21 protein-coding genes are annotated in these 23,358 nt (G+C 71.6%); 13 read left to right on the top strand and 8 right to left on the bottom strand.

All coding sequences use genetic code 11. The annotated features are described in order from the left end of the window. Positions 1–79: 79 nt before the first annotated feature. Positions 80–1,330, top strand: coding sequence for a winged helix DNA-binding domain-containing protein (locus SSP29_RS47090; RefSeq protein WP_089107161.1), 1,251 nt, complete (start codon positions 80–82; stop codon positions 1,328–1,330). Positions 1,331–1,389: 59 nt separating this feature from the next. Here SSP29_RS47090 and SSP29_RS47085 read toward each other — a convergent pair whose 3' ends face one another. Continuing rightward, positions 1,390–2,037: a LysE family translocator gene (locus SSP29_RS47085; RefSeq protein ID WP_089107207.1), complete on the bottom strand. Its 648-nt coding sequence runs from the start codon at positions 2,035–2,037 to the stop codon at positions 1,390–1,392. Positions 2,038–2,123: 86 nt separating this feature from the next. Between SSP29_RS47085 and SSP29_RS47080 the strand changes: the two genes are divergently transcribed. Both SSP29_RS47080 and dmpI read left to right on the top strand, forming a co-directional pair. After that, the gene (locus SSP29_RS47080; protein WP_089107160.1) at positions 2,124–3,026 is read left to right on the top strand and encodes a LysR family transcriptional regulator; all 903 of its coding nucleotides are present in this window, start codon (positions 2,124–2,126) and stop codon (positions 3,024–3,026) included. A gap of 83 nt (positions 3,027–3,109) precedes the next feature. Continuing rightward, positions 3,110–3,337, top strand: coding sequence for a 4-oxalocrotonate tautomerase DmpI (dmpI, locus tag SSP29_RS47075; RefSeq protein ID WP_275539792.1), 228 nt, complete (start codon positions 3,110–3,112; stop codon positions 3,335–3,337). 91 nt (positions 3,338–3,428) lie between these two features. On the opposite strand, the gene SSP29_RS47070 is transcribed toward dmpI, so the two are convergent. The 3 genes from SSP29_RS47070 to SSP29_RS47055 all read right to left on the bottom strand — a co-directional run bounded on the left by SSP29_RS47070 (position 3,429) and on the right by SSP29_RS47055 (position 8,204). Beyond that, the gene (locus SSP29_RS47070; RefSeq protein ID WP_089107158.1) at positions 3,429–4,220 is read right to left on the bottom strand and encodes a S1 family peptidase; all 792 of its coding nucleotides are present in this window, start codon (positions 4,218–4,220) and stop codon (positions 3,429–3,431) included. A 204-nt stretch (positions 4,221–4,424) separates the two neighbouring features. Beyond that, positions 4,425–7,226 carry a helix-turn-helix transcriptional regulator gene (locus SSP29_RS47060; protein ID WP_089107157.1) on the bottom strand — a complete coding sequence of 934 codons (2,802 nt, stop codon included), beginning with the start codon at positions 7,224–7,226 and terminating at the stop codon, positions 4,425–4,427. A 144-nt stretch (positions 7,227–7,370) separates the two neighbouring features. Next, positions 7,371–8,204 (bottom strand): helix-turn-helix transcriptional regulator, encoded by an 834-nt coding sequence (locus SSP29_RS47055; RefSeq protein WP_089107156.1) that lies wholly within the window; start codon positions 8,202–8,204, stop codon positions 7,371–7,373. A 128-nt stretch (positions 8,205–8,332) separates the two neighbouring features. On the opposite strand from SSP29_RS47055, the gene SSP29_RS47050 reads away from it, so the two are divergent. Next, the gene (locus SSP29_RS47050; RefSeq protein ID WP_089107155.1) at positions 8,333–10,015 is read left to right on the top strand and encodes an AMP-binding protein; all 1,683 of its coding nucleotides are present in this window, start codon (positions 8,333–8,335) and stop codon (positions 10,013–10,015) included. Beyond that, positions 10,012–11,619 carry an AMP-binding protein gene (locus SSP29_RS57870; protein ID WP_089107154.1) on the top strand — a complete coding sequence of 536 codons (1,608 nt, stop codon included), beginning with the start codon at positions 10,012–10,014 and terminating at the stop codon, positions 11,617–11,619. The genes SSP29_RS47050 and SSP29_RS57870 overlap by 4 nt, the downstream gene beginning before the upstream one ends. A 101-nt stretch (positions 11,620–11,720) precedes the next feature. On the opposite strand, the gene SSP29_RS47040 is transcribed toward SSP29_RS57870, so the two are convergent. Further along, positions 11,721–12,392 (bottom strand): hypothetical protein, encoded by a 672-nt coding sequence (locus tag SSP29_RS47040; protein ID WP_089107153.1) that lies wholly within the window; start codon positions 12,390–12,392, stop codon positions 11,721–11,723. A gap of 208 nt (positions 12,393–12,600) precedes the next feature. On the opposite strand from SSP29_RS47040, the gene gcl reads away from it, so the two are divergent. Continuing rightward, complete coding sequence (gcl, locus tag SSP29_RS47035) at positions 12,601–14,385, top strand: glyoxylate carboligase (RefSeq protein WP_089107152.1); 1,785 nt, start codon at positions 12,601–12,603, stop codon at positions 14,383–14,385. 199 nt (positions 14,386–14,584) lie between these two features. On the opposite strand, the gene SSP29_RS47030 is transcribed toward gcl, so the two are convergent. From SSP29_RS47030 to SSP29_RS47020, 3 genes are all read right to left on the bottom strand, one after another. Next, entirely contained in the window at positions 14,585–14,827 is a 243-nt protein-coding gene (locus tag SSP29_RS47030; RefSeq protein WP_089107151.1) for a hypothetical protein, read from the bottom strand. Positions 14,828–15,390: 563 nt separating this feature from the next. After that, positions 15,391–16,284, bottom strand: a complete 894-nt coding sequence (locus SSP29_RS47025) for a 2-hydroxy-3-oxopropionate reductase (RefSeq protein WP_089107150.1) — start codon at positions 16,282–16,284, stop codon at positions 15,391–15,393. Between the two features lie 137 nt (positions 16,285–16,421). After that, positions 16,422–17,279, bottom strand: coding sequence for a TIM barrel protein (locus SSP29_RS47020; RefSeq protein ID WP_089107149.1), 858 nt, complete (start codon positions 17,277–17,279; stop codon positions 16,422–16,424). A gap of 133 nt (positions 17,280–17,412) precedes the next feature. On the opposite strand from SSP29_RS47020, the gene polX reads away from it, so the two are divergent. From polX to SSP29_RS46985, 7 genes are all read left to right on the top strand, one after another. Next, on the top strand, positions 17,413–19,152 hold the full coding sequence (gene polX / locus SSP29_RS47015; protein ID WP_089107148.1) for a DNA polymerase/3'-5' exonuclease PolX: 1,740 nt from the start codon (positions 17,413–17,415) through the stop codon (positions 19,150–19,152). Between the two features lie 47 nt (positions 19,153–19,199). After that, positions 19,200–19,454: a YkoF family thiamine-binding protein gene (locus tag SSP29_RS47010; RefSeq protein WP_089107147.1), complete on the top strand. Its 255-nt coding sequence runs from the start codon at positions 19,200–19,202 to the stop codon at positions 19,452–19,454. Continuing rightward, positions 19,451–19,819 carry a helix-turn-helix domain-containing protein gene (locus SSP29_RS47005; protein WP_089107146.1) on the top strand — a complete coding sequence of 123 codons (369 nt, stop codon included), beginning with the start codon at positions 19,451–19,453 and terminating at the stop codon, positions 19,817–19,819. Before SSP29_RS47010 ends, SSP29_RS47005 begins: the two co-directional genes overlap by 4 nt. Before the next feature lie 139 nt (positions 19,820–19,958). Then, positions 19,959–20,471, top strand: a complete 513-nt coding sequence (uraD, locus tag SSP29_RS47000; protein WP_089107145.1) for a 2-oxo-4-hydroxy-4-carboxy-5-ureidoimidazoline decarboxylase — start codon at positions 19,959–19,961, stop codon at positions 20,469–20,471. Between the two features lie 4 nt (positions 20,472–20,475). Continuing rightward, positions 20,476–20,880 (top strand): hydroxyisourate hydrolase, encoded by a 405-nt coding sequence (gene uraH, locus SSP29_RS46995; RefSeq protein ID WP_089107144.1) that lies wholly within the window; start codon positions 20,476–20,478, stop codon positions 20,878–20,880. A 6-nt stretch (positions 20,881–20,886) separates the two neighbouring features. Beyond that, complete coding sequence (gene pucL / locus SSP29_RS46990; protein ID WP_089107143.1) at positions 20,887–21,792, top strand: factor-independent urate hydroxylase; 906 nt, start codon at positions 20,887–20,889, stop codon at positions 21,790–21,792. A gap of 119 nt (positions 21,793–21,911) precedes the next feature. Continuing rightward, positions 21,912–23,288 carry an 8-oxoguanine deaminase gene (locus SSP29_RS46985; protein ID WP_089107142.1) on the top strand — a complete coding sequence of 459 codons (1,377 nt, stop codon included), beginning with the start codon at positions 21,912–21,914 and terminating at the stop codon, positions 23,286–23,288. Positions 23,289–23,358 lie beyond the last annotated feature (70 nt).

Below are 23,358 nucleotides of genomic sequence, written 5' to 3'. Positions count from 1 at the left end.
CCGGCGGAGGGAATGGAGGACGGGATTCGGTGAGAGATGCGGACAGGATCTGTCCGCATTCGGCGTTAGCGTGCCCGGCATGACGAAGCAGCCGTCCGGCCCGGCCCTCGGCACCCGTGCCCTCAACCGTGCCACCCTCGACCGTCAGCTCCTGCTGCGCCGCTCGACCCGGTCGGCGAAGGAGGCCGTGGCCCACCTCGTCGGCCTCCAGGCGCAGAACGTCAAGCCGCCGTACTACGCCCTCGCCGCCCGTCTCGACGGCTTCGCCCCCGAGCAGCTCTCCAGCCTGATGGCCGACCGGGAGGTGGTCCGGATCGTCACCCTGCGGTCGACCATCCACACCCACACCGCTGCCGACGCGCTCACCCTGCGCCCGCTCGTCCAGCCCGCCCGGACGCGGGAGCTGACGGCCTTCCGCAAGGGCCTGGCCGGTGTCGACCTGGACCGGCTCGCCGCGCTCGCCCGGGATCTGGTCGAGGCCGAGCCGCGCACCATGGCCGGGCTGCGCGAGGCGCTGCGCGCCGAGTGGCCCGACGCCGACCCGCAGTCCCTCGCCGTCGCCGCCCGCTGCACCCTGCCCCTCGTCCAGGTCACCCCGCGCGGACTGTGGGGCCGGTCCGGGCAGGTCGCCCTCACCACCGCCGAGCACTGGCTCGGCCGCCCCGTCGCGTCAGCGCCGGCCGCCGACGCGACGGACCCCACGCAGGCGACGGACGCCACGCAGGCGACGGACGCCACGGAGGCGACGGACGCCACGGAGGCGACGGATGCCACGGAGGCGACGGACCCCACGCAGGCGACGGATGCCACGGATGCCACGGACGCCACGGTCCTGCGATACCTCGCCGCCTTCGGCCCGGCCTCCGTCAGGGACATGCAGACCTGGGCCGGACTGACCCGGCTCCGCGAGGCCTTCGAACGGCTGCGGCCCCGCCTCCTCACCTTCCGCGACGAGGGCGGTGCCGAGCTCTTCGACCTGCCCGACGCGCCCCGCCCCGACCCCGGGACCCCCGCCCCGCCCCGCTTCCTCCCGGAGTTCGACAACCTTCTCCTCTCGCACGCCGACCGCACCCGCGTCGTCCCGCCCGGGCTCAGGGGCCGCGCCTGGCAGGGCAACCAGGCCTACCGCACCCTGCTCGTCGACGGTTTCCTGGCCGGTGTGTGGAAGCTGACGGAGGACGCCCTGGTCATCGAGACCTTCGGGCAGAGGAGCGGGGCGGGGGAGCGGGACGCGATCACGGCGGAGGGCGCACGGATGCTGGCCACCCTGCACCCCGGTGCGTCCTACGACATCCGCTTCGGGGCCGTCGTGCCCCAAGCGGGCGGGTGAAAGCCCCGGCGGGTGAACGCCCCGGGCCGGTGAGCGGCTCCCGCCTGCGAGCGGAGCGTTCAGTCCGCCCGGCCCGTCACCGCCACCGTCACGCCCAGCCCGATCATCGTCACGCCGCCCGCGCCGCCGATCAGTGACAGGCGGCGGTCGGACCGGGCGAACCAGGTACGGGCCGCGGACGCCGTCAGGCCCCACAGCGTGTCCGTGACCAGGCCGATGGAGATGGGGACCAGGCCGAGCAGCAGCATCTGAAGGGGGACACGGCCCGCCGAGTGGTCGACGAACTGGGGGAGGACGGCGGCGAAGAAGACCACGCCCTTGGGGTTCGTGGCACCCACCAGGGCGCCGTCCAGGACCGTGCGCAGATCGCTGCGCGGTTCGCCCGCCGGGGCCCGCCGGACCGCGGCGGCCGTCAGCTCCTTGCGGTGCCGGACGGCCTGGACGCCCAGGTACACCAGGTAGGCCGCGCCCAGCAGCTTGACCGTCAGGTACACCGTCACCGAGCGCTCCACCAGCGAGCCGATGCCCACCGCGACCGCCACCACCAGCAGATACGAGCCGAAGACGTTGCCGACCGCGGTGGCCACGGCCGTGCGGCGGCCGTGGGCGAGCGCCCGGCCGATCACGAACAGCACGCTCGGTCCCGGGATCGCGATGACCAGCAGCGACAACGCGGCGAACGCCAGGACCCGGTCCGTCGACACCATGTGCAGCACCTGCACCACCCCTCCCGCGACACCCGTAAGGAGCCCATTGAAGCAGCCGGTCCGGAGCGGGCTCTAGAGCCGGGACCATGGAACTGCGGCAGCTCAGCTACTTCGTCGCCGTCGCCGAGGAGCTGCACTTCGGGCGGGCCGCCGACCGGCTGCACATCGTGCAGTCGGCCGTCAGCCAGCAGATACAGCGCCTCGAACGGGAACTGGGCGCCGAGCTGTTCGACCGCTCGTCGCGCCGGGTCCGGCTCACCGGCGCGGGGGAGCGGCTGCTGCCCGAGGCACGTGCGGTGCTGGCGGCGGCCGAGCGGGCCCGGGCCGCGGTCGCCCCGCCGGCCGGGCTGAGGGTCGGCACGAGTACGGGACTCGGTGCGCATCTGGACCGGGTGCTGGCCGCGTTCGCGCGCCGCGCGCCGGACGTGCCCGTCGAGTTGTACTCGCTGCCGGCCGCCATGGGGGTCCCCCCGCTCAAGCGAAGCCGAGAGTGGGGGAGGCTCGCCCGGGTCGCGGGCGGCGGGCTGGACGCGGCCTTCGTCCGGGCCGTCGAGCCCGTGCCCGGTGTCCGGGTCCATCCGCTGTGGCCCGACCCCCTGGTGGCCGCCGTCCCCGCCGGTCACCCGCTCGCCGGCCGCACCGAGGTCGGCGTCGAGGAGCTGGCCGGCCTGCCCCTCGCGGTCACCGAGCGCCGCACCAACCCCGCCCTCGTCGACCTGGTCGTCGGCGCCTGCCGTGACGCAGGCTTCGAGCCGCTGCCCGGACCGTCGCCCGGCTCGCTCCAGGACACCCTCGCCAGCATCGGCACCCGCCCGCTCTGGACGGTCGTGTACGCGTCCCACGCGCGCGTGCTGCACAGCCCCCGGGTGGCCTTCGTACCGTTCCGCGCTCCGGGCCTGGCCCTGCCGACGGGCCTCGCCGTGCCCGCCGTCACCCTCTCCCCGTACCTGGCCACTCTGCTGCTGGCCTGCGGCGATCACGAAAACTGATCGCTGCGTTCGGGATCTGTTTCTTGGTCACGGACGCCCGGCGCGATGGACTGGACCCACCGAACAGGACCCCGAACAGGACCCTGAACGGGACCCCGAACGGGACACCCACTCGAAGGAGTTCAGCGATGCCGATCGTCACCATCCAGCAGGGACCCCGCGACCCCGAACTCAAGCGGGACCTCGTCAAGCGGGTCACCGACGCGTTCGTCGACGCGTACAAGATCCCCGCCGAGACCGTGCAGGTCTGGATCCACGAGGTCCCGGCCGACAGCTGGGGCGCGGCCGGGAAGCTCACCGCCGACCGGTAGCGGGCATGGATAGGGGGCGCTGCGGGCTGCTCGTGGTAGCCCGCAACGCCCCCTGGTCACTCACCTGAGGGATGCTCAGGAGATCTTCTGGTTACGAGTTGACCTGCGTGGTCACCAGGTCCGAGAAGGTGGTCAGCCGGGTGTAGACACCCGGGTAACCGGCCTCCGCGCACCCCTCTCCCCAGGAAGTGATCCCTGCCAGGACGCCCCCGATGAGCAGGGGACCGCCGCTGTCGCCCTGGCAGGTGTCTGTGCCGCCGGACGTGTATCCGGCGCAAACCATGTCGGTCTGGACGAAGTCCGAACCGTAGGAGCTCTTGCAGCTGGTGTCGGACACGATCGGGACGGTCGCGGTCCGCAGCTGGTTGGAGGAGCTGCCGTTCTCCGAGGTGGTGCCCCAGCCGAGGATGCGGGCCGTGGTGCCGGCCGCGTACACGCTCGTCTGGGAGGACGTCACGTACGACGCCGGGGTGTACGACATCGCCGTCGACAGCGTCAGGACGGACACGTCGTCGCCGTTGGTGGCGTCCGTGTAGTCCGGGTTGATCCAGATCTTGCTGACCCGGCTCACCGTGCCGTTGGTGCCGTTCAGGTACGTGCGGCCGCCGACCACGCGGACGCTGCTGGTGGACTCGCCCTCCATACAGTGCGCGGCGGTCACCACCTTGGTGGCCGACACCAGGGTGCCGCCGCAGAACTGACTGCCGGACGCGTCCGTGATCTGCATCATGAACGGGTACGCGGTCGTGGTGGTCGTGGTGCCGCCGACGATCGGCTGGGGGGCGGCTGACGCGGTGGGGGACGCGATCAGCGCGGTCGCCGCGGCTGCGGCGGCGGCCACCAGGACTGCGGCGGTCTTTCTTGCGCGGTGGTGCCCGAACATGAGTCTCCTCAGTGGGGGTTGCCGGTGGGGGTCGCGCGGGTGTGGGGGGTGCAGCACGGGGGTCGCGGGACCGACCCCCGTATGCCCGGGCGAGCGGCACATCCATAAGCTAGGACCCGGAACCCCACCCTCCCAATGAGGGAACCCCCTAGGGGGATGGGGGAGGGAAAACCCTCGGTCCGCCTCAGTTAACCGGGAGCGCTCTCACTTCGCGCGTCGCCCTGCCGCCAAACGGACTATGTCCACGCGCGATCGGATGCCCAGCTTGCGGTAGACCCGGGTCAGTGTCGCCTCGACCGTCTTGACGCTGATGAACAGCCGCGCGGCGATCTCCCGGTTGGTGGCGCCCTCCATGACCAGCGCGGCGACCTGACGCTCCATCGCGGCCAGCCCGTCCAGGACGGCCGGCTCGGCCGGTGTCTCCACCGGCGGCTCCGGCACCGAGACGGCCTCGTCCACCTGCCGCAGCCACGGTAGCGCCCGGCACCGCCGGAACAGCCTGGTGGCCTCGTCGAACGCCGCGGGGGAGCGCCGGTCACGCAGCGCGGCCAGCGCGAACGCGGCCCGCGCCTCCTCCAGGCCGTAGCCCAGTTTGGCGAACCGGTCCTGAGCCGAGGTCAGCTGGGCGACGGCCGCGTCGTGTTCCCCGTGCGCCGCGCGGACGAGGGCCTCGGCCCGGTCGAGGACGGCGAGGACACTCTCCCGGCCGAGCCGGAGCGCGTGTTCCCGGGTGACGTCGATGACGTCCTGTGCCTCGGCCGGTTCACCCACCCGGACGAGTGCCTCGGCCAGGTCCCCCTGCCAGCGGCCCCGGGCCGGGTCGGTGATGCCGAGGCTCTGCTCCAGCTCCCGCACCCGGCGCAGCGAGCGGACCGTGCCCGCCGGGTCGCCGGCCACCAACTGGGCGTATCCGAGGGCGCCCAGGGCCCGGGACAGGTACATGGTGTCGCCGTCCTGCTCGGCGTGCTCCACCGCCTCCCGGGCCAGCGCCAGGCCCCGGTCCACGTCGCCGCCGGACGCCTCGGCCAGCGAGGTGAGCATCGCGGAGGCGGTCTCGCCGATCCCGGAGTCGTGGGCGAGGTGCAGGCCTTCCCGGGCCAGGTCGAGGGCCCGGCCGCAGTGCCCGGAACGCAGCTCGGTCTCGGCGAGCCCGCGCAGGAAGTGCACCTCGCTCTCCACCTGTCCGCGCCGGCGCACCTCGCGCAGCAGCGCGGTGACGGTGGCCCGCGCCTCGGCCAGCTGGTCGCCCATCACCAGCCAGCGGAACCGGGCGCTGCCCGCCCCGTTGTGGTGGCAGGCCACGTTCGGGTCCTGGGGCTCCTTGAGGGCGCGCTTGATGGTGGCGGGTGCCGCCGGATGGCCCATCAGGGTCTCGACCTGCGCCTGGAGGGACAGTGCGAGGAGTTCGGTGCGCCGGTCGCCGCCCTCGGCCGCGAGGCCGGCGGAGTGCGCCGCCGCCTGCCGGGCCTCGGTGAAGTCGCCGCCCACGATCAGGGCCCGCCAGGCCAGCTGGTAGTGGACCTTGCCGAGCAGCCGCGGGTCGTCGCCGGCGTCGGCGAGGGCGTGCGGGAAGGCCGCGTCGACCTCGGTCATGGTGTGGCCGGCGGAGTCGATCACCAGGATCCAGGCCCGCACCCGGTCCGCCGGACGGGTGGCGTGGGTGAGCACCTCGCGGGCGATGTCCTGGGCGAGGTCGATCTCGCCCGCGCTGGTCGCGTCCTCGGCCGCCTGGAGCCGGCGCTCGTCCGGGGAGGGCGTGTGGTCGCCGGGGGTGTGCCGGGCGGCGAGCAGGCCGATCTGCGCGGCCACCGAGGGCGCGCCCCGGTCCCGGGCCTCGGTCGCGGCCTCGGCCAGCCGGTCGGCGACCTCCGGGTCGGTGCCGGTGGTGGCCAGGGCCAGGTGCCGGGCCCGCTCGATCGGGTCGGAGGCGGCCGTGGACAGCGCCGCGTGCGCGGCCCGGCGCTCCTGCGCGGGTGCCTCCGCGTACAGCGCGGCGGAGATCAGCGGATGCGCGAAGCGTACGGCGGGACCCTCCGGCTCGGTCGCCAGCAGCCCCAGTTCGGCTGCCTGGGCGCACTCGGCCTCGGCGTTCTCCCGGCCGGCCGCGTGCAGCAGGGCCTGGGTGGGGCGAGCGCCGGCGCTGGCCACCAGCAGGGTGCGGCGGGCCTCGACGGAGAGCATGTCGAGGCGGCTGAGCACCAGAGCGCGCAGCGAGGTCGGCACCGGCAGCGGCTCGCCCGGGCGGGGCGGGGTCGCGTTCTCGGCGAGGGCGCGGCCGAGTTCAAGGGCGAACAGCGGGTTGCCGCCGCTGGTGCGGTGGATCTCCCGGACCGTGGAACGGGTCAGCCCGGTGTGGCCGCGGTGGTCGAGGAGTTCGGAGACCTGTCCGCGGGTGAGCGGGCCGAGGCGGACGGCGACGGTGTCCGGCGGCGACGCGCGTAGGTGACGGTCGTACTCCTGGCCCTCCGTGCGGACCGCGCACAGCAGTTGGACCGGGATGCCGCCGAGCCGGCGGGCGGCGAAGCCGAGGAGTTCGGCACTGGCCGGATCCAGCCACTGGAGGTCGTCGGCGACGATCAGGACGGGCCCCTCGGCGGCCAGCACGCGCAGCGCGGACAGCACCGCGAGGCGCAGGGCGAGACCGTCGCGCTGGAGGGTGGACTCGCCGCGGCCGGTGAGCGCCGACTCCAGTGCGGTGCGCTGGGCGCCGGGCAGGTGGGCGGAGACGTCGTCGAGGACCAGGCCGAAGAGGTCGGCGAGGGCGAGGAAGGGAAGATGGGATTCGGACTCGGTCGCCGAGCAGCGCAACACGGTGCGGGCGGTGCCGGCGTATTCCGCGTCCAGTGCCCGCAGGACGGTGGATTTCCCAATTCCGGCGGGCCCGTGCAGGAGGACGCTGCCGCCTGAGGCGAGCTGCTCCCGGGCGGCCGCGACCAGCTCCGCCCGGCCGATGACCAGGTCGGGGCGGCATCTGGCAGGCTCCTGGAAGTCCCGTCGCACGGTCACCGCTCCCCTCGTGTGTCGTGTCCAAACCAAATTCTAGGCAATGAACCCTGAAATCCGGCCGAACGACATGGTGAGGGAAATAACAGGGGCTTGGCATAAGGCAATTCACTGCGCGTCCGCATGAATGGAATGGGTCCCCTCCAGCTATGGCAACACCCCCGTCCGACGAGCCGCCGACACCGCCTCCCCCCGGGTGTGCGCGCCCAGCTTCCGCATCGCCGAACGCAGGTAGCCCTTGACCGTCTCGGGCCGCAGCCCCAGCCGCTCGGCCACCGCCGCGTTGGTCGCCCCGGCCGCCACCCACGCCAGCACATCCAGTTCCCGGGGCGCCAGCACCGCTTCGGCCTCCCGGGCCGGCGCGGTCAGCAGCCCGCAGGCCGCGAGCAGTTCGGCGCGCAGCCCCGGGTCGGTGATCCGCGGCGCCAGGGCCCGCAGCGCGGCATGCGCCTCCCGCACCTGCTCCCAGGCGGCCCCCGGATCCGGTACGACGGCGGGTTTTGGCCGCGCCGCCGCCAGCAGCCCCCTGGCCTCGTCCTGGACGACCAGCGCCTGCTCCACGTCCCGGGCCGCCGCCACCGCCGCGCCCAGCGTGCGGTCGCCCAGCGGCTGGGCGGTGCGCAGCGCGCCGTACAGCACGCCCCGCACCCGGCGCCGTACCACCACCGGTACCGCGAGCACCGAGCGGAGGCCCTCGGCCGCCACCGGGATGTCGTACTCATGGCTGATCTGCTGTGAGGCCGAGTAGTCGACGACCGCGCAGGGGCGGGCCAGGGCGACCGCCTTGCCGCCCAGGCCGTTCCCGGAGGTGACCGCGAGCGAGCGCAGCGACGCGGTGTTGGTGCCGGTCAGCTCGCTGATCCGGACCTGCGTCCGGCCCGCCTCGACCAGCCCGCCGAAGGCGATCGGCAGCCCGGTGGTGCGCCGGAGTCTGGACAGCGCACCGCGTATCTCCACCGCCCCCGCGACCTCTGCTGCCACCTGTCCTGCCCCTTCGACCCCGGTCTCGTGCTGTCCACACCCCCGTTCGGGGGTAGTGAGACCTGCATCACGGATTACACGATGCCAGAGAGCCGCCCGGCAATGGTCCGGTACTGAAGGAGACGCGTATGACGAGTGCGACGGAGGACTTCCGAAGGGCACGGGACTTCCTGCTGGAACACCGTACCGACTACGCCACCGCCTACGCGGGCTTTTCCTGGCCGCGGCCGGATCACTTCAACTGGGCGCTGGACTGGTTCGACGTCATCGCCGAGGGCAATGACCGTACCGCCCTGCACATCGTCGAGGAGGACGGCGGCGAGACGAAGCTGTCCTTCGCCGAGCTGTCCGAACGCTCCGACCGGGTCGCGAACCACCTGCGCGCGCGAGGTGTCGAGCCGGAGGACCGCATCCTGGTCATGCTCGGCAACCAGGCCGAGCTGTGGGAGACCGCGCTGGCCGCGATGAAGCTGCGGGCCGTGGTCATCCCGGCCACCCCGCTGCTCGGCCCGGCCGACCTGCGCGACCGCGTCGACCGGGGCCGGGTGAAGCACGTGCTCGTGCGTGCGGAGGACGCCGCCAAGTTCACCGAGGTGCCGGGAACGTACACCCGGATCGCGGTCGGCGGCCTGCCGTCGGCGGAGGCCGGAGCCTGGGAGCCGTACGAGGACGCGTACACCGCCTCCGCCGCGTTCGTGCCGGACGGGCCCACCCTGGCCGACGACCCGCTGATGCTCTACTTCACCTCGGGCACCACCGCCCGCCCCAAGCTGGTCGAGCACACCCACACCTCGTACCCGATCGGGCACTTGGCGACCATGTACTGGATCGGTCTGAAGCCCGGTGACGTGCATCTGAACATCTCCTCGCCGGGCTGGGCGAAGCACGCCTGGTCGAACCTGTTCGCCCCCTGGAACGCGGAGGCGACGGTCTTCATCCACAACTACGCGCGGTTCGACGCGGGCCGGCTGATGGCGGAGATGGACCGGCACGGGGTGACGTCGTTCTGTGCGCCGCCGACGGTGTGGCGGATGCTGATCCAGGCCGATCTGACGCAGCTGCGGACGCCGCCGCGTGAGGTGGTGGCGGCGGGTGAGCCGCTCAATCCCGAGGTGATCGAGCAGGTGCGGCGGGCGTGGGGGGTGACCATCCGGGACGGGTTCGGGCAGACGGAGACGGCCGTGCAGGTCTCCAACAGCCCCGGACAGCGGCTGAAGACGGGGTCGATGGGCCGCCCCAGCCCGGGGTACACGGTGGAGCTGCTGGATCCGGTGTCGGGTGCGCCGGGTGCGGCGGAGGGGGAGATCGCGCTGGACCTGTCGGTGCTGCCGGTGGGTCTGATGACCGGCTATCACGGGGATGCGGACCGTACGGCGGAGGCGATGGCCGGGGGCTATTACCGCACGGGGGACATCGGTTCGCGGGACGAGGACGGTTACATCACGTACGTGGGCCGTGCGGACGATGTGTTCAAGGCGTCGGACTACAAGATCAGTCCGTTCGAGCTGGAGAGCGCGTTGCTGGAGCACGAGGCGGTGGCGGAGGCGGCGGTCGTGCCGGCGCCGGACGAGCTGCGGCTGGCGGTGCCGAAGGCGTACGTCGTGTTGGCGGCGGGCTGGGAGCCGGGTCCGGACACGGCGAAGGTGCTCTTCGAGCACTCGCGGCAGGTCCTGGCGCCGTACAAGCGGGTCCGGCGGCTGGAGTTCGCTCCGCTGCCCAAGACCGTGTCCGGGAAGATCCGGCGGATCGAGCTGCGCGAGGCCACGGCCGCCGGCTCGGCCGGCGAGTACCGCGAGGAGGACTTCCGGTGAGCTCGTCCTACACACACGGCACGAGCGGCACCACGCTGCTCGGCGACACCATCGGGGCCAACCTGGACCGGGCCGTCGCGGCCTGGCCGGACCGCGAGGCGCTGGTGGACGTACCGACCGGCAGGCGCTGGACGTACGCCGAATTCGCCGCCGACGTGGACCGGTTGGCGTACGCGCTGCTCGCGAGCGGGGTCGCCAAGGGCGACCGGGTGGGCATCTGGGCGGTCAACTGCGCCGAATGGGTGCTGGTGCAGTACGCCACCGCCCGGATCGGCGCGATCATGGTCAACATCAACCCGGCCTACCGCACCCACGAGGTCGAGTACGTCCTCAACCAGGCCGGGATCTCGCTGCTGTTCGCCTCGCTCCGGCACAAGACCAGCGACTACCGGGCGATGGTGGAGGAAGTGCGCGGCAGGTGCCCCGAGTTGCGGGAGACCGTGTACATCGGGGACCCGAGCTGGGCGGCGCTGACCGCGCGCGGAACGGCCGAGCGGAGCGCGGAACTGGCCGCCCGCGCAGCCGAGTTGTCCTGCGACGACCCCATCAACATCCAGTACACCTCGGGCACCACCGGCTTCCCGAAGGGGGCCACCCTCTCCCACCACAACATCCTCAACAACGGCTATTTCGTCGGGGAGTCGATCGCCTACACCGAGCAGGACCGGGTCTGCATCCCGGTCCCCTTCTACCACTGCTTCGGCATGGTGATGGGCAACCTGGCCGCCACCTCGCACGGCGCCTGCATGGTGATCCCGGCCCCGTCCTTCGAGCCGAAGGCCACCCTGGAGGCGGTCCAGCAGGAGCGCTGTACCTCGCTGTACGGCGTCCCGACGATGTTCATCGCGGAGCTGAACCTCGCCGACTTCGCGTCGTACGACCTCTCCACGCTGCGCACCGGCATCATGGCGGGCTCGCCCTGCCCGGTGGAGGTGATGAAGCGGGTGGTCGCCGAGATGCACATGGCGGAGGTCTCCATCTGCTACGGCATGACGGAGACGTCCCCGGTCTCGCTCCAGACCCGGATCGAGGACGACCTGGAACACCGCACGGGCACGGTCGGCCGGGTGCTGCCGCACCTGGAGGTCAAGGTCGTCGACCCGGCCACCGGGGTCACCCAACCCCGGGGCACCGCAGGAGAGTTGTGCACCCGTGGCTACAGCGTGATGCTCGGCTACTGGAACGAGCCCGAGAAGACGGCGGAGGCCGTCGACCCCGGGCGCTGGATGCACACCGGCGACCTGGCGATGATGCGTGAAGACGGGTACGTCGAGATCGTCGGCCGCATCAAGGACATGATCATCCGGGGCGGCGAGAACATCTACCCGCGCGAGATCGAGGAGTTCCTCTACGCCCACCCCAAGATCCGGGACGTCCAGGTGGTCGGGGTGCCGCACGAGAGGTACGGCGAGGAGGTCCTGGCCTGCGTCATCCCGCACGACCCGGCCGACCCGCCGACCCTGGAGGAACTGCGCACCTTCTGCGAGGGCCGCCTGGCCCACTACAAGGTGCCGAGCCGACTCCAGATCCTGGCCGACTTCCCGATGACGGTGTCGGGAAAGGTCCGCAAGATCGAACTGAGGGAGACGTACGCCGCCGACTGATGCGCCCCGTCAGGGGCAGCGCCCCGCAAGGGGCGCGGGGCTGTGTCGATTTGCGGCTCCGCCGCGCGGGCGCGACAAGCCCACACCGGCCCGCAGCCAGGTCACCGACCTGAGGCGTGCAGTTCATCGGCGGGACTGTTCACCGGCTGAGGCGTCCCCGTGAAGTCCAGAACAAACAACGGCACCCCCAAAGCGTCGGCCCGCTCACGCGCCTCCTCGGCGTACCCCGCAAGGGAGAAGTACACGCACCCCGAGTCCTCCGTCAACGCCGTCAGCCACAGGCACTCCACGTCCCGCCGGGAGGCCGGCTGCACGGTCGGGTCCACCTGGGCCACCAGCCCCCGGGCGGCCAGCCCGATGCCGGACGGTGGCCGCTGGTCGGCCCGCCGTATGTCCCGGTAGCCGAGCCAGCGCAGATAGAGCGCGGCCGCGGTGACCGCGTCGCGGGCGGTGCGGATCGTCACGGGATGGAACGCGGGCCGGGGCTCGGGGGCCGGCGGGGACGCGGACCGGGTGCCGGCGACCGCGATGCGCAGCACCGCCCCGCACGGGCAGCCCAGCTCCGGCTGCGGCCACTGGTCCCGGCGGCCGCAGGAGCCGCAGCTCACCGTCACCCAGTCGGCGTCCCAGGCGCGGTGCGCCACGAGCGTCGGCCCGGCCCTGTCGTCGAGGCTCGGGGTGACCGGCGCGCCGCAGGCGCACGGGTACGACGGCGCGGTGTAGACGTGCTCGCGCCGACAGGCCGGACAGCGCACCGGCACGCTCTCGGACATGGCCCCACCTCAGGCGTCGCGTCGCTTCAGCCGTCCCATGGTGCTCCCGCCGGGGCCCGGTTGTCCGTCCCTTGACGACGTTCGTCACCGCACCTACATTGATTTCAGATAGCAGAAGTTAATTTCCGTATTACGGAAAACTCAAGACAATGCTCACCGCGGGGCGCGACGGGAGCAGGCATCCGACAGCCGAAAGCAGGAGTTCTCGATGGCTCGTATGACCGCTGCCCGCGCGGCAGTTGAGATCCTCAAGCGGGAGGGCGTCACCGATGCGTTCGGTGTGCCCGGCGCGGCGATCAACCCCTTCTACGCGGCGCTCAAGGCCTCCGGCGGCATCCATCACACCCTCGCCCGTCATGTCGAGGGCGCCTCGCACATGGCCGAGGGCTACACCCGCACGCACCCCGGCAACATCGGCGTCTGTATCGGCACCTCCGGCCCGGCCGGCACCGACATGATCACCGGCCTGTACTCGGCCACCGGCGACTCCGTCCCGATCCTCTGCATCACCGGCCAGGCCCCGACCGCGGTGATCCACAAGGAGGACTTCCAGGCCGTCGACATCGCCTCGATCGCGGGGCCGGTCACGAAGATGGCGGTCACCGTGCTGGAGGCGGCCCAGGTCCCGGGCGTCTTCCAGCAGGCCTTCCATCTGATGCGCTCCGGCCGGCCGGGTCCGGTCCTGATCGACCTGCCGATCGACGTGCAGCTCACCGAGATCGAGTTCGACCCGGAGACGTACGAACCGCTCCCGGTCTACAAGCCCGGCGCCACCCGCGCCCAGATCGAGAAGGCGATCGGGATGCTGAACGCGTCGCAGCGCCCGCTGATCGTCGCCGGCGGCGGGGTCATCAACGCGGACGCCGCCGAACTCCTCGTCGAGTTCGCCGAGTTGACGGGCACTCCGGTCGTCCCGACCCTGATGGGCTGGGGAGTGCTCCCCGACGACCACGAACTGAACGCCGGCCTGGTGGGCCTGCAGACCTCGCACCGCTACGGCAACGCGACCTTCCTGGAGTCCGACTTCGTGCTCGGCATCGGCAACCGCTGGGCCAACCGCCACACCGGCAGGCTGGACGTCTACACGGCCGGCCGCACCTTCGTCCACGTCGACATCGAGCCCACCCAGATCGGCAGGATCTTCGCCCCCGACTACGGCATCGCGTCCGACGCGAAGGCGGCCCTGGAGCTGTTCGTCCGGGTGGCGAGGGAGCTGAAGGCGGCGGGCGGCCTCCCCGACCGCGCGCAGTGGGCGGCCGCGGCACAGGAGAAGAAGGCGACCCTCCAGCGCCGTACGCACTTCGACGACATCCCGATCAAGCCACAGCGCGTCTACGAGGAGATGAACAAGGCCTTCGGCCCGGAGACCCGGTACGTCTCCACGATCGGCCTCTCGCAGATCGCCGGCGCCCAGATGCTGCACGTCTTCAGGCCCCGGCACTGGATCAACTGCGGCCAGGCGGGCCCCCTCGGCTGGACGATCCCGGCCGCGCTGGGCGTCGCCAAGGCCGATCCGGAGGCGTCCGTCGTCGCCCTCTCCGGCGACTACGACTTCCAGTTCATGATCGAGGAGCTGGCGGTCGGCGCGCAGCACAAGATCCCGTACGTCCACGTCCTGGTCAACAACTCCTACCTGGGCCTGATCCGTCAGGCCCAGCGGGCGTTCGACATCGACTTCCAGGTCAACCTGGAGTTCGAGAACATCAACTCGCCCGAGCTGGGCGTCTACGGAGTCGACCACGTCAAGGTCGCCGAGGGCCTGGGGTGCAAGGCGATCCGGGTGACGGACCCGGCGGAACTGGGCGCCGCCTTCGAGAGGGCCAAGAAGCTGGCCGCCGAGCACCAGGTGCCGGTCGTCGTGGAGGCGATCCTGGAGCGGGTCACCAACATCTCCATGTCGACCACCAACGACATCTCGAACGTCGTCGAGTTCGAGGAGATCGCGACCGAGCCGGAGCACGCCCCGACCTCGATCAGGACACTGAAGGTCTGAGCCGGCGCAGACGAGAGCGGGCGGCCCGTCCGAGGGGACGGGCCGCCCGCTTCGTGCTGTCGGTCACTCGGTGCCCGCCGCCCCCGTGCCGGCGGGCACCGTGTGACGTGAATATGCCCCCTGACTGGGGCGGTTGAAGCATGTTGACCAGAGTTCAGAGCTTTATTTGAGGATCGGGCGACGCATTCGTACCGGTGCGTCAGCTTTCGGGGTGCTCGGTCAGTCCCGGCCAGTCGTCCGGGCCGCCGCCCTGCCACTCGACGAGGTCGCTCTCCTCGACCTCGATCCGGTCCAGGTCGGCCATCCGCAGGATCTCGACCACGTCGTCGAGGTGGGAGGCGATCCCGAGGGTCACGTCGCCCTCGGTGACCCGCCGGGAGCCGTCCAGGGCCGGTGCGTGCACGACGATGTGCGGAAACTCCGTCGGTGGATGTGCTGTCATGCCTCAAGGCTCCTGCGGCGGAGGCGGAAACGCACGCCGAAGCGCCGGACGCGGGCGATGCCGCGTCCGGCGCTCGGGCAGTCCGTGAGGCTTTCCTCGGCCAGTCCGTGAGGCTCTCCTCGGCTGTGGCCGTCCGACGGCGCGAGGCTGGGCGCGACAGGACGTTCGCGCCGCCGGACGGGGCTCGGGGAGTATGGCTGGGACCGCGGCGGGTGCGACGGAACCGGGGGCGTTCCTCCCTCTGGTCGGGAAGAGCGCCCGGTTCCTTCACCACCGCACTGGCTCGCACGCCGCCGCGGTCCTCGCCCCGCCCGCGCACCGACACCGACCGGCCACCCCTCATCCGGGCCGTTCGGCCGCCGCGGGCCGTCTGCGGGCTCGGTCCACGCCCAGGGCGCGGACCGCCTTCGCCACGCGCCCGCCGTACTCCGGGCCGGCGGCGTGGAAGTGGTGAGCGGGTCCTTGTCGAAGAACACCGGGGTGTGTTTCCGGGCGGCGCCGGCGCCTGGGCGCGACAGGACAGTTGTCGGCGCCGGCGCCGGCCGGAAGTCGTGGGGGCCGGCTCAGACCCGGGCGCCGGACAGGCGCTCCACCGAGCGCAGCAGCGCGGAGTGGTCCAGGCCGCCGTCGCCCTGCGCGCGCAGGGAGGCGACCAGCTGCGCCACCACGGCACCGACCGGCAGGGCCGCGCCGACGTTGCGGGCCGCGTCCGTCACGATGCCCATGTCCTTGTGGTGCAGGTCGATCCGGAAGCCCGGCCTGAAGTCGCGGTTCAGGAAGTTGTCCTTCTTCCGCGTCAGCACGGTCGAGCCGGCCAGGCCGCCGTTCAGCACGTCCAGCGCGGCCGCCAGGTCCACGCCGGACTTCTCCAGGAAGACCACGGCCTCGGCGCATGCCTGGATGTTCACGGCGACGATCAGCTGGTTGGCGGCCTTCACGGTCTGGCCGGAGCCGTGCGGACCGCACAGCACGATGGTCCTGCCCAGCGCCTCGAAGATCGGCTTCGCGCTGTCGAAGTCGGCCTGCTCGCCGCCGACCATGATGGACAGCACGGCCTCGACGGCCCCGGCCTCGCCGCCGGAGACGGGCGCGTCGAGCACGCGGATGCCCTTGTCCCGCGCCGCCTTCGCCAGGTCGACGGAGGTCTGCGGGGTGATGGACGACATGTCGATGAGGAGCGTGCCGGACCCGGCGTTGTCGAGGATGCCGTCCGGGCCGTAGGCGATGGCCTCGACCTGCGGCGACGCGGGCACCATCGTGATGACCACGTCGGCGTCCCGCACGGCCTCGGCGATCGAGGCGGCCGCGGTGCCGCCGGCGGCGGCCAGCCGGTCCAGCTTGTCCTGCTCCAGCGTGAAGCCGGTGACGTCGTAACCCGCCTTGACCAGGTTCTCGGACATGGGGGAGCCCATGATGCCGAGGCCTATCCAGGCGATCTTGGGGAGTGTGTTGCTCATAGGGGGGTGCCTCTCTGGCTGCTGCGATACGTCTGCTGCTCGGCGCGCGTCGGCAAAAGCAGCCCGTCCGGCGATCGAGGACGAGGCCGAAGGCCGAAGCGGGGGTCTGGGGGCGGCCGCCCCCAGGGACGGTCACATCAACGGGCGGCGCGCTGTTCCACCGGCAGCCAGTCGAAGGTGTCCGCGCTCGGCGAAGCCCCCGGCTTGTACTCCAGGCCGATCCAGCCGTCGTAACCGGCCTTCCTCAGCTGGTCGAGGAGGTCTTCGAGGGGGAGCGATCCCGTGCCCGGGGCGCCGCGGCCCGGGTTGTCGGCGATCTGGACGTGGCCCGTCTTCGGCGTGTACCGCTCGATCACCGACGGCAGGTCCTCGCCGTTCATGGACAGGTGGTAGAGGTCCATCAGGAAGCGCGCGTTGCCGAGTCCGGTGGCCGCGTTGACCCTGTCGACGACCTCGACGGCGGCCGCCGCCGACACCAGCGGATACCGCGGCGACTCGGGCCTGTTCAGCGCCTCGACCAGCAGCACCGCGCCGATCCGGTCGGCCGCGCGCGCCGCGAGTGCCAGGTTCTCCAGCGCCAGCGCGTCCTGCTCGGCGGGGTCCACGCCGTCGACACGGTTGCCGTACAGCGCGTTGAGGGCCGTGCAGCCGAGCGACTCCGCGAAGCCGGCGGCGACGTCGATGTTGGCGCGGAACCGCTCCGACTCCGCGCCCGGGACCGACAGGGCGCCCCGGTCGGGGCCGGGGAGCTGTCCGGCGTAGAAGTTCAGGCCGGTCAGCCGGACGCCCGCGTCCTCGATCGCCCTCTTCAGCGCGTCGAGCTCGGACCGCTCGGGGGTGGGGGAGTCGACCCAGGGCCACCACAGCTCGACCGCCGAGAAGCCGGCCGCGGCGGCGGCCGCCGGGCGCTCCAGGAGCGGGAGTTCCGTGAAGAGGATCGACAGGTTGACGTTGAAGCGCTGCTCTGCGGCTGTGCCCGATCCAAAACCTGGCATGGGGGTCGGCGCTCCCTTCCGCTGTCTGTATTTCCGTATTACGGAAGTTGATTTCTGCTTAACGGAAGACTGCCTGTGACCGGGGAGAGCTGTCAAGAGCGCCCGCGCAAAACCGGCGCCCTACCCTGAAGACATGGCTCGGACCAACGACGAGGTGGCCGCGCTGCTCCAGGAGTACGCGGACCTGATCTCGATCACCGGCGGAGACGCGTTCAGGGCGCGGGTCTACGAGAAGGCCGCCCGGTCCGTCGGCGGCCACCACGCCGATGTCTCCACCCTCGACCTCAAGGGGTTGCAGGAGATCCCGAACGTCGGGAAGTCGATCGCCCAGAAGGTCCGCGAGTACTTCGACAGCGGCGGGGTGGCCGCCGTCGAGGAGCTGCGGGCGAAGATCCCGGACGGAGTCCGGCGGCTGACGGCCATCCCCACCCTCGGCCCGAAGAAGGCCATGGCGGTCTACCAGGAACTGGGCGTCTCGTCCGTGCAGGAGCTCGCGGACGCCATCCACGACGAACGGCTGCGCGACCTCAAGGGCTTCGGGCCGAAGACGGAGGAGAACATCCTCCACGGCATCGAACTGCTCCGGTCCTCCGGCGTGCGGGTGCAGATCGACGTGGCCATGGAGCTGGCCGAGGACATCGTCGGCGCGCTCTCCGCGGTGACCGGCTGCGAGCGGTGCACCTACGCCGGCTCACTGCGCCGGATGCGCGAGACGATCGGCGACATCGACATCCTCGCGGCGGCGACGAAACCGTTGCCCCTCATGCGGGCGTTCACCGCGCTGCCGTACGTCACCGAGGTCATCGGGCAGGGCGAGAAGAAGACCTCCGTACGCACCAGCAGGGGCCTCAGCGTCGACCTGCGCGTCGTACCGCCGGACTCCTGGGGTGCGGCCCTCCAGTACTTCACCGGCTCGAAGGCCCACAACATCCGCACCCGGGAGATCGCGGTGCACCAGAAGCTCAAGCTCTCCGAGTACGGGCTCTTCGACGTCGAGAGCGGCGAGAAGATCGTCTCCGGGACCGAGGAGGAGGTGTACGCCCGGCTCGGCCTGCCGTGGATCCCGCCGACGCTGCGCGAGGACCGCGGGGAGGTCGAGGCCGGGCTGCGCGGCGCACTGCCCGAGCTGGTCACCGAGGCCGACCTCCGCGGTGACCTGCACACCCACACCGACCTCACGGACGGGCTCGCCCCGCTGGAGGAGATGGCCGAGGCGGCCGCCGCACGCGGCTACGCCTACTACGCGATCACCGACCACGCGCCCGACCTGGTCATGCAGCGCATGACCGACGAGCGGATGCTGGCCCAGCGGGAGCGGGTGCGCGAGCTGGACGGCACGTACCCCGTCAAGGGCCGGCGCGGCGGGCTGCGGCTGCTGCACGGCACCGAGCTGAACATCGGCCCGGAGGGCGAGGTGGACTGGCCGGACGAGTTCCTCGCCGGGTTCGACCTGTGCGTGGCCGCGGTGCACTCGCACTTCAGGCAGAGCCGCGAGGCGCTGACCCGGCGGCTCGTGCGGGCCTGTGAGAACCCGTACGTCAATGTCATCGGCCACCCCACCACCCGCCTCATCGGCAAGCGGCCCGGCATCGACGCCGACCTCGACGCGGTCTTCGCCGCCTGCGCCCGCACCGGTACGGCCCTGGAGATCAACGCCCACCCGCACCGCCTCGACCTGCGCGACGAGGACATCCTGCGGGCCCGCAGGCACGGCGTGAAGTTCGCCGTGAACAGCGACGCCCACGCCGTCCCGCACCTCGCCAACATGCGCTACGGCATCGGCACCGCCCAGCGCGGCTGGCTCACCGAGGACGACGTGATCAACACCTGGCCGGAGCGGCGACTGCGGAGCTTCCTGCGCAAGAGCGGGTAGGCCGGAAGGGCTGCCCGAAGAGCAGCGCCGCGCGTTAGGTTGAGCCCGTGCGATTGAGAGTGGAGTTCACGACCGAGCCCTTCGACCTCGACGAGGCCCCCGCGCACGCGCTGGTCGCGCGTGAGGTCATCGAGGCGGCCGATCTGGACGCGGTGGACGTCGGGCCGTTCGGGAACACGGCGGAGGGCGGCTCCGACGCCGTGCTCGGCGCCGTGGACGCGCTGCTGCGCAGGGCGCTGGAGGCCGGGGCCACCCGGATCTCGCTCCAGGTCAACGTGGTGGGGGAGGGCGGCGACAAGTGACCGGAAACGCGGACGAGCCCTTCATCACCGCCGTGAAACCGCTGGTCGACGCCATGGGCGGGGAGATGCTCCCGCCCGACGAGGCCGGCCCCGACGACGTCGTGCTCGCCTGGGAGGGCGTCGACGTGGTCGCCGTACGGCTGCCGCAACTCGCGGACTCCCTCGACCACATCCTGGCCGCCATGGAGCGCAAGCAGGGCAAGCCGCTGGCCGACCTGGACCGCAAGGCGAAGCAGGAGGTCGTGCGCATACTGGAGGCGCGGGGCGCCTTCTCCGTACGGCACGGTGTGGAGACCGTGGCCGGCGCGCTCGGGGTGAGCCGCTTCACGGTCTACAACTACCTCAACCGCGAGAAGGAGAACTGACCCGCCGGGGTGTGTCCACGGGTGCGCCCGGGGGTTGTTACGCGGAATTTTCAACAAAGTGTTGACGGCGAGTTCCGGAGGGCGTTAGCTAACCGCAGCCCGTTCAGCACGAAGGCCGCCCACGGCCACGGAGGCTCCCGTGACGTCGACTTCCACGCCCCCGGGCCTGGCCCGGTTCAACGAACTGGAGGAGCGCGCGGCCCTCGCCGCCCTCCACGAGGCGTGCGCCTCCACGGCATGGGCCCGGCGCCTGCTCGCCGCCCGCCCCTATGCCACCCCGGAGGCCCTCTACACCGCCAGCGACGCCGCCATGGCCGAGCTGAGCACGGCGGACCTGGCTCAGGCCATGGCCGGGCACCCGCCGATCGGCCGCCCCAAGCCGGGCGACCCCACCTCGGCCCGGGAGCAGTCCGGCATGGCCGGTGCCGGGGACGGCCTCAAGGCGGAGATGCTCGAACTCAACCTGGCCTACCAGGAGCGGTTCGGCCATGTCTTCCTGATCTGTGCCACCGGCCGCAGCGGCGAGGAGATGCGGGACGCGGTCAAGGAGCGGATCGGCAACCCGCCCGAGCAGGAGCGGGAGATCGTCCGCACCGAGCTGGGCAAGATCAACCGCATCCGGCTCGCCCGACTCGTCGAAGAGGACGCCTGACACCATGAGCACCAGCACCACCGCCTCCGTGTCCACCCACATCCTGGACACGAGCGTCGGCCGCCCCGCCGGGGGCGTCGCCGTCCTGCTCTCCGCCCGCCCCGGCCGGGAAGCGGACTGGCAGGCGCTCGGCGGCTCCGCGACCGACGCGGACGGCCGGTGCAAGGACCTGCCGGCGCTGCCGGAGGGCACCACACACGTACGGCTCGACTTCGCCGTGGAGCCGTATTTCGAGAAGTCCGCGAAGAAGCAAGCCGATGCGCAGCAGGACGCCCCCGCGAATCGGGACAGCGGACCGGCCGTGTTCTTCCCGGAGGTGGCGATCACGTTCGCCGTCGTACCGGGCGAGCACTACCACGTACCGCTGCTGCTCAACCCGTTCGGCTACTCCGTTTACCGAGGGAGCTAGCTACACATGCCTACGATTCTTGGACAGAACCAGTACGGCAAGGCCGAGAACCGGGTCGTGAAGATCACGCGGGACGGTGCCACCCACCACATCAAGGACCTCAACGTCTCGGTGTCGCTCTCCGGCGACATGGACGAGGTCCACTACTCCGGCTCCAACGCCAACGTCCTGCCGACCGACACCACCAAGAACACGGTGTTCGCGTTCGCCAAGGAGCACGGCATCGAGTCCGCCGAGCAGTTCGGCATCCACCTGGCCCGGCACTTCGTGACCAGCCAGGAGCCGATCAGGACGGCCCGGATCCGCATCGAGGAGTACGCCTGGGAGCGGATCGAGCACGCGGGCAGGGGAGCGCACTCCTTCGTCCGCCAGGGCCAGGAGACCCGGCTCACCCAGATCACCTACGACGGCGAGCAGTGGGAGGTCGTCTCCGGACTCAAGGACCTCGTCGTGATGAACTCGACCGACTCCGAGTTCTGGGGCTACGTCAAGGACAAGTACACGACCCTCCCCGAGGCGTACGACCGCATCCTGGCCACCCAGGTCTCCGCGCGCTGGCGGTTCAACTGGACCGACGACGAGCAGGAGATGCCCCACTGGGAGAAGTCCTACGAGCAGACGAGGAAGCACCTGCTCCAGGCCTTCGCCGAGACCTACTCCCTCTCGCTCCAGCAGACGCTCTACCAGATGGGCTCGCGGATCATCGACAACCGCGGCGAGATCGACGAGGTCCGCTTCTCGCTCCCGAACAAGCACCACTTCCTGGTGGACCTGGAGCCGTTCGGCCTGAAGAACGCCACCGAGGACGGTGCCGTGTACTACGCCGCCGACCGGCCCTACGGCCTGATCGAGGCGACCGTCCTGCGGGACGGCTGCGAGGCGAAGATCCCGGTGGACCTCACCAGCCTCTGACCAACTCCCCACATCGGCACCCGCGGCCGGCGGGGTTCCCGCTCCCCGGCCGCGGCACTCAAATCTCCAGGGTCCTGCCGTGCCCTCACCACCAGTCCACTGAGCGAAAAGGACGAATCATGGCAGCAGACCGGCGCATCGTCATCGAGAACTGTTCGATCGCGACCGTCGACGCCCACGACACCGAGTACGCCGACGGGTACGTCGTCATCGTCGGCAACCGCGTCGAGTCGCTCGGCGCGGGCAGGGCTCCCGAGGGCCTGGAGAACGTCGTACGCCGTATCGACGCCACCGGCCACCTGGTGACCCCCGGCCTGGTCAACACCCACCACCACTACTACCAGTGGATCACCCGGGGCCTGGCCACCGACCACAACCTCTTCAACTGGCTGGTCGCGCTGTACCCGACCTGGGCGCGCATCGACGAGCCCATGGTGTACGCGGCCGCGCAGGGCTCGCTCGCGATGATGGCCCGGGGCGGCGTGACCACCGCGATGGACCACCACTACGTCTTCCCCAGGGACTCCGGCGACCTGTCCGGCGCGATCATCCGCGCCGCCCGCGAGACGGGCGTCCGCTTCACCCTCGCCCGCGGCTCCATGGACCGCAGCGAGAAGGACGGCGGCCTGCCCCCGGACTTCGCCGTCGAGACCCTCGAAGGCGCCCTCACCGCCACCGAGGCGACCGTCAAGGAGCACCACGACCCCTCCTTCGACGCGATGACCCAGGTGGCCGTCGCCCCCTGCTCGCCCTTCTCCGTCTCCACCGAACTCCTGCGCGAGGGGGCCGAGTTGGCCCGCCGCCTCGGGGTACGCCTGCACACCCACGGCTCGGAGACCGTCGAGGAGGAGCAGTTCTGCAAGGAGCTGTTCGGCATGGGCCCGACCGACTACTTCGAGTCCACCGGCTGGCTCGGCGAGGACGTGTGGATGGCGCACTGCGTCCACATGAACGACTCCGACATCGCCGCGTTCGCCCGCACGAAGACCGGCGTGGCGCACTGCCCGTCGTCCAACGCCCGCCTCGCGGCCGGCATCGCCCGCGTCCCCGACATGCTCGCCGCCGGCGTCCCGGTCGGCCTCGGCGTCGACGGCACCGCGTCCAACGAGTCCGGCGAACTCCACACCGAACTGCGCAACGCCCTCCTCATCAACCGCCTCGGCGCGCACAAGGAGGCCGCGCTCAACGCCCGCCAGGCGCTGCGCCTCGGCACCTACGGCGGCGCCCAGGTTCTGGGCCGCGCGAGCCAGATCGGCTCCCTCGAACCCGGCAAGCTCGCCGACCTGGTCCTCTGGAAGCTGGACACCCTCGCCCACGCCTCCATCGCCGACCCGGTGACCGCCCTGGTCTTCGGCGCGGCCGCCCCGGTCACCGCCTCCTTCGTGAACGGCCGGCAGATCGTCGAGGCGGGCCGCCTGCTGCACGTCGACGAGGACGCGATCGCCCGCGCCACGCGGGCCGAGGCCCAGCGGCTGGCACAGCTCGCCGGGCGGTAACCCCACTCATCCGTAAGGCACTTGAGCTCCGGTCGGGAGGGACGGCTCCCGGCCGGTGGCCGTGGACCCC

Source organism: Streptomyces hyaluromycini (assembly GCF_002217755.1).
In the GTDB taxonomy this organism is placed as follows: domain Bacteria; phylum Actinomycetota; class Actinomycetes; order Streptomycetales; family Streptomycetaceae; genus Streptomyces; species Streptomyces hyaluromycini.
Note: the sequence above shows the minus strand (reverse complement) of the source record. Positions and strands in the feature narration are given on the sequence as shown.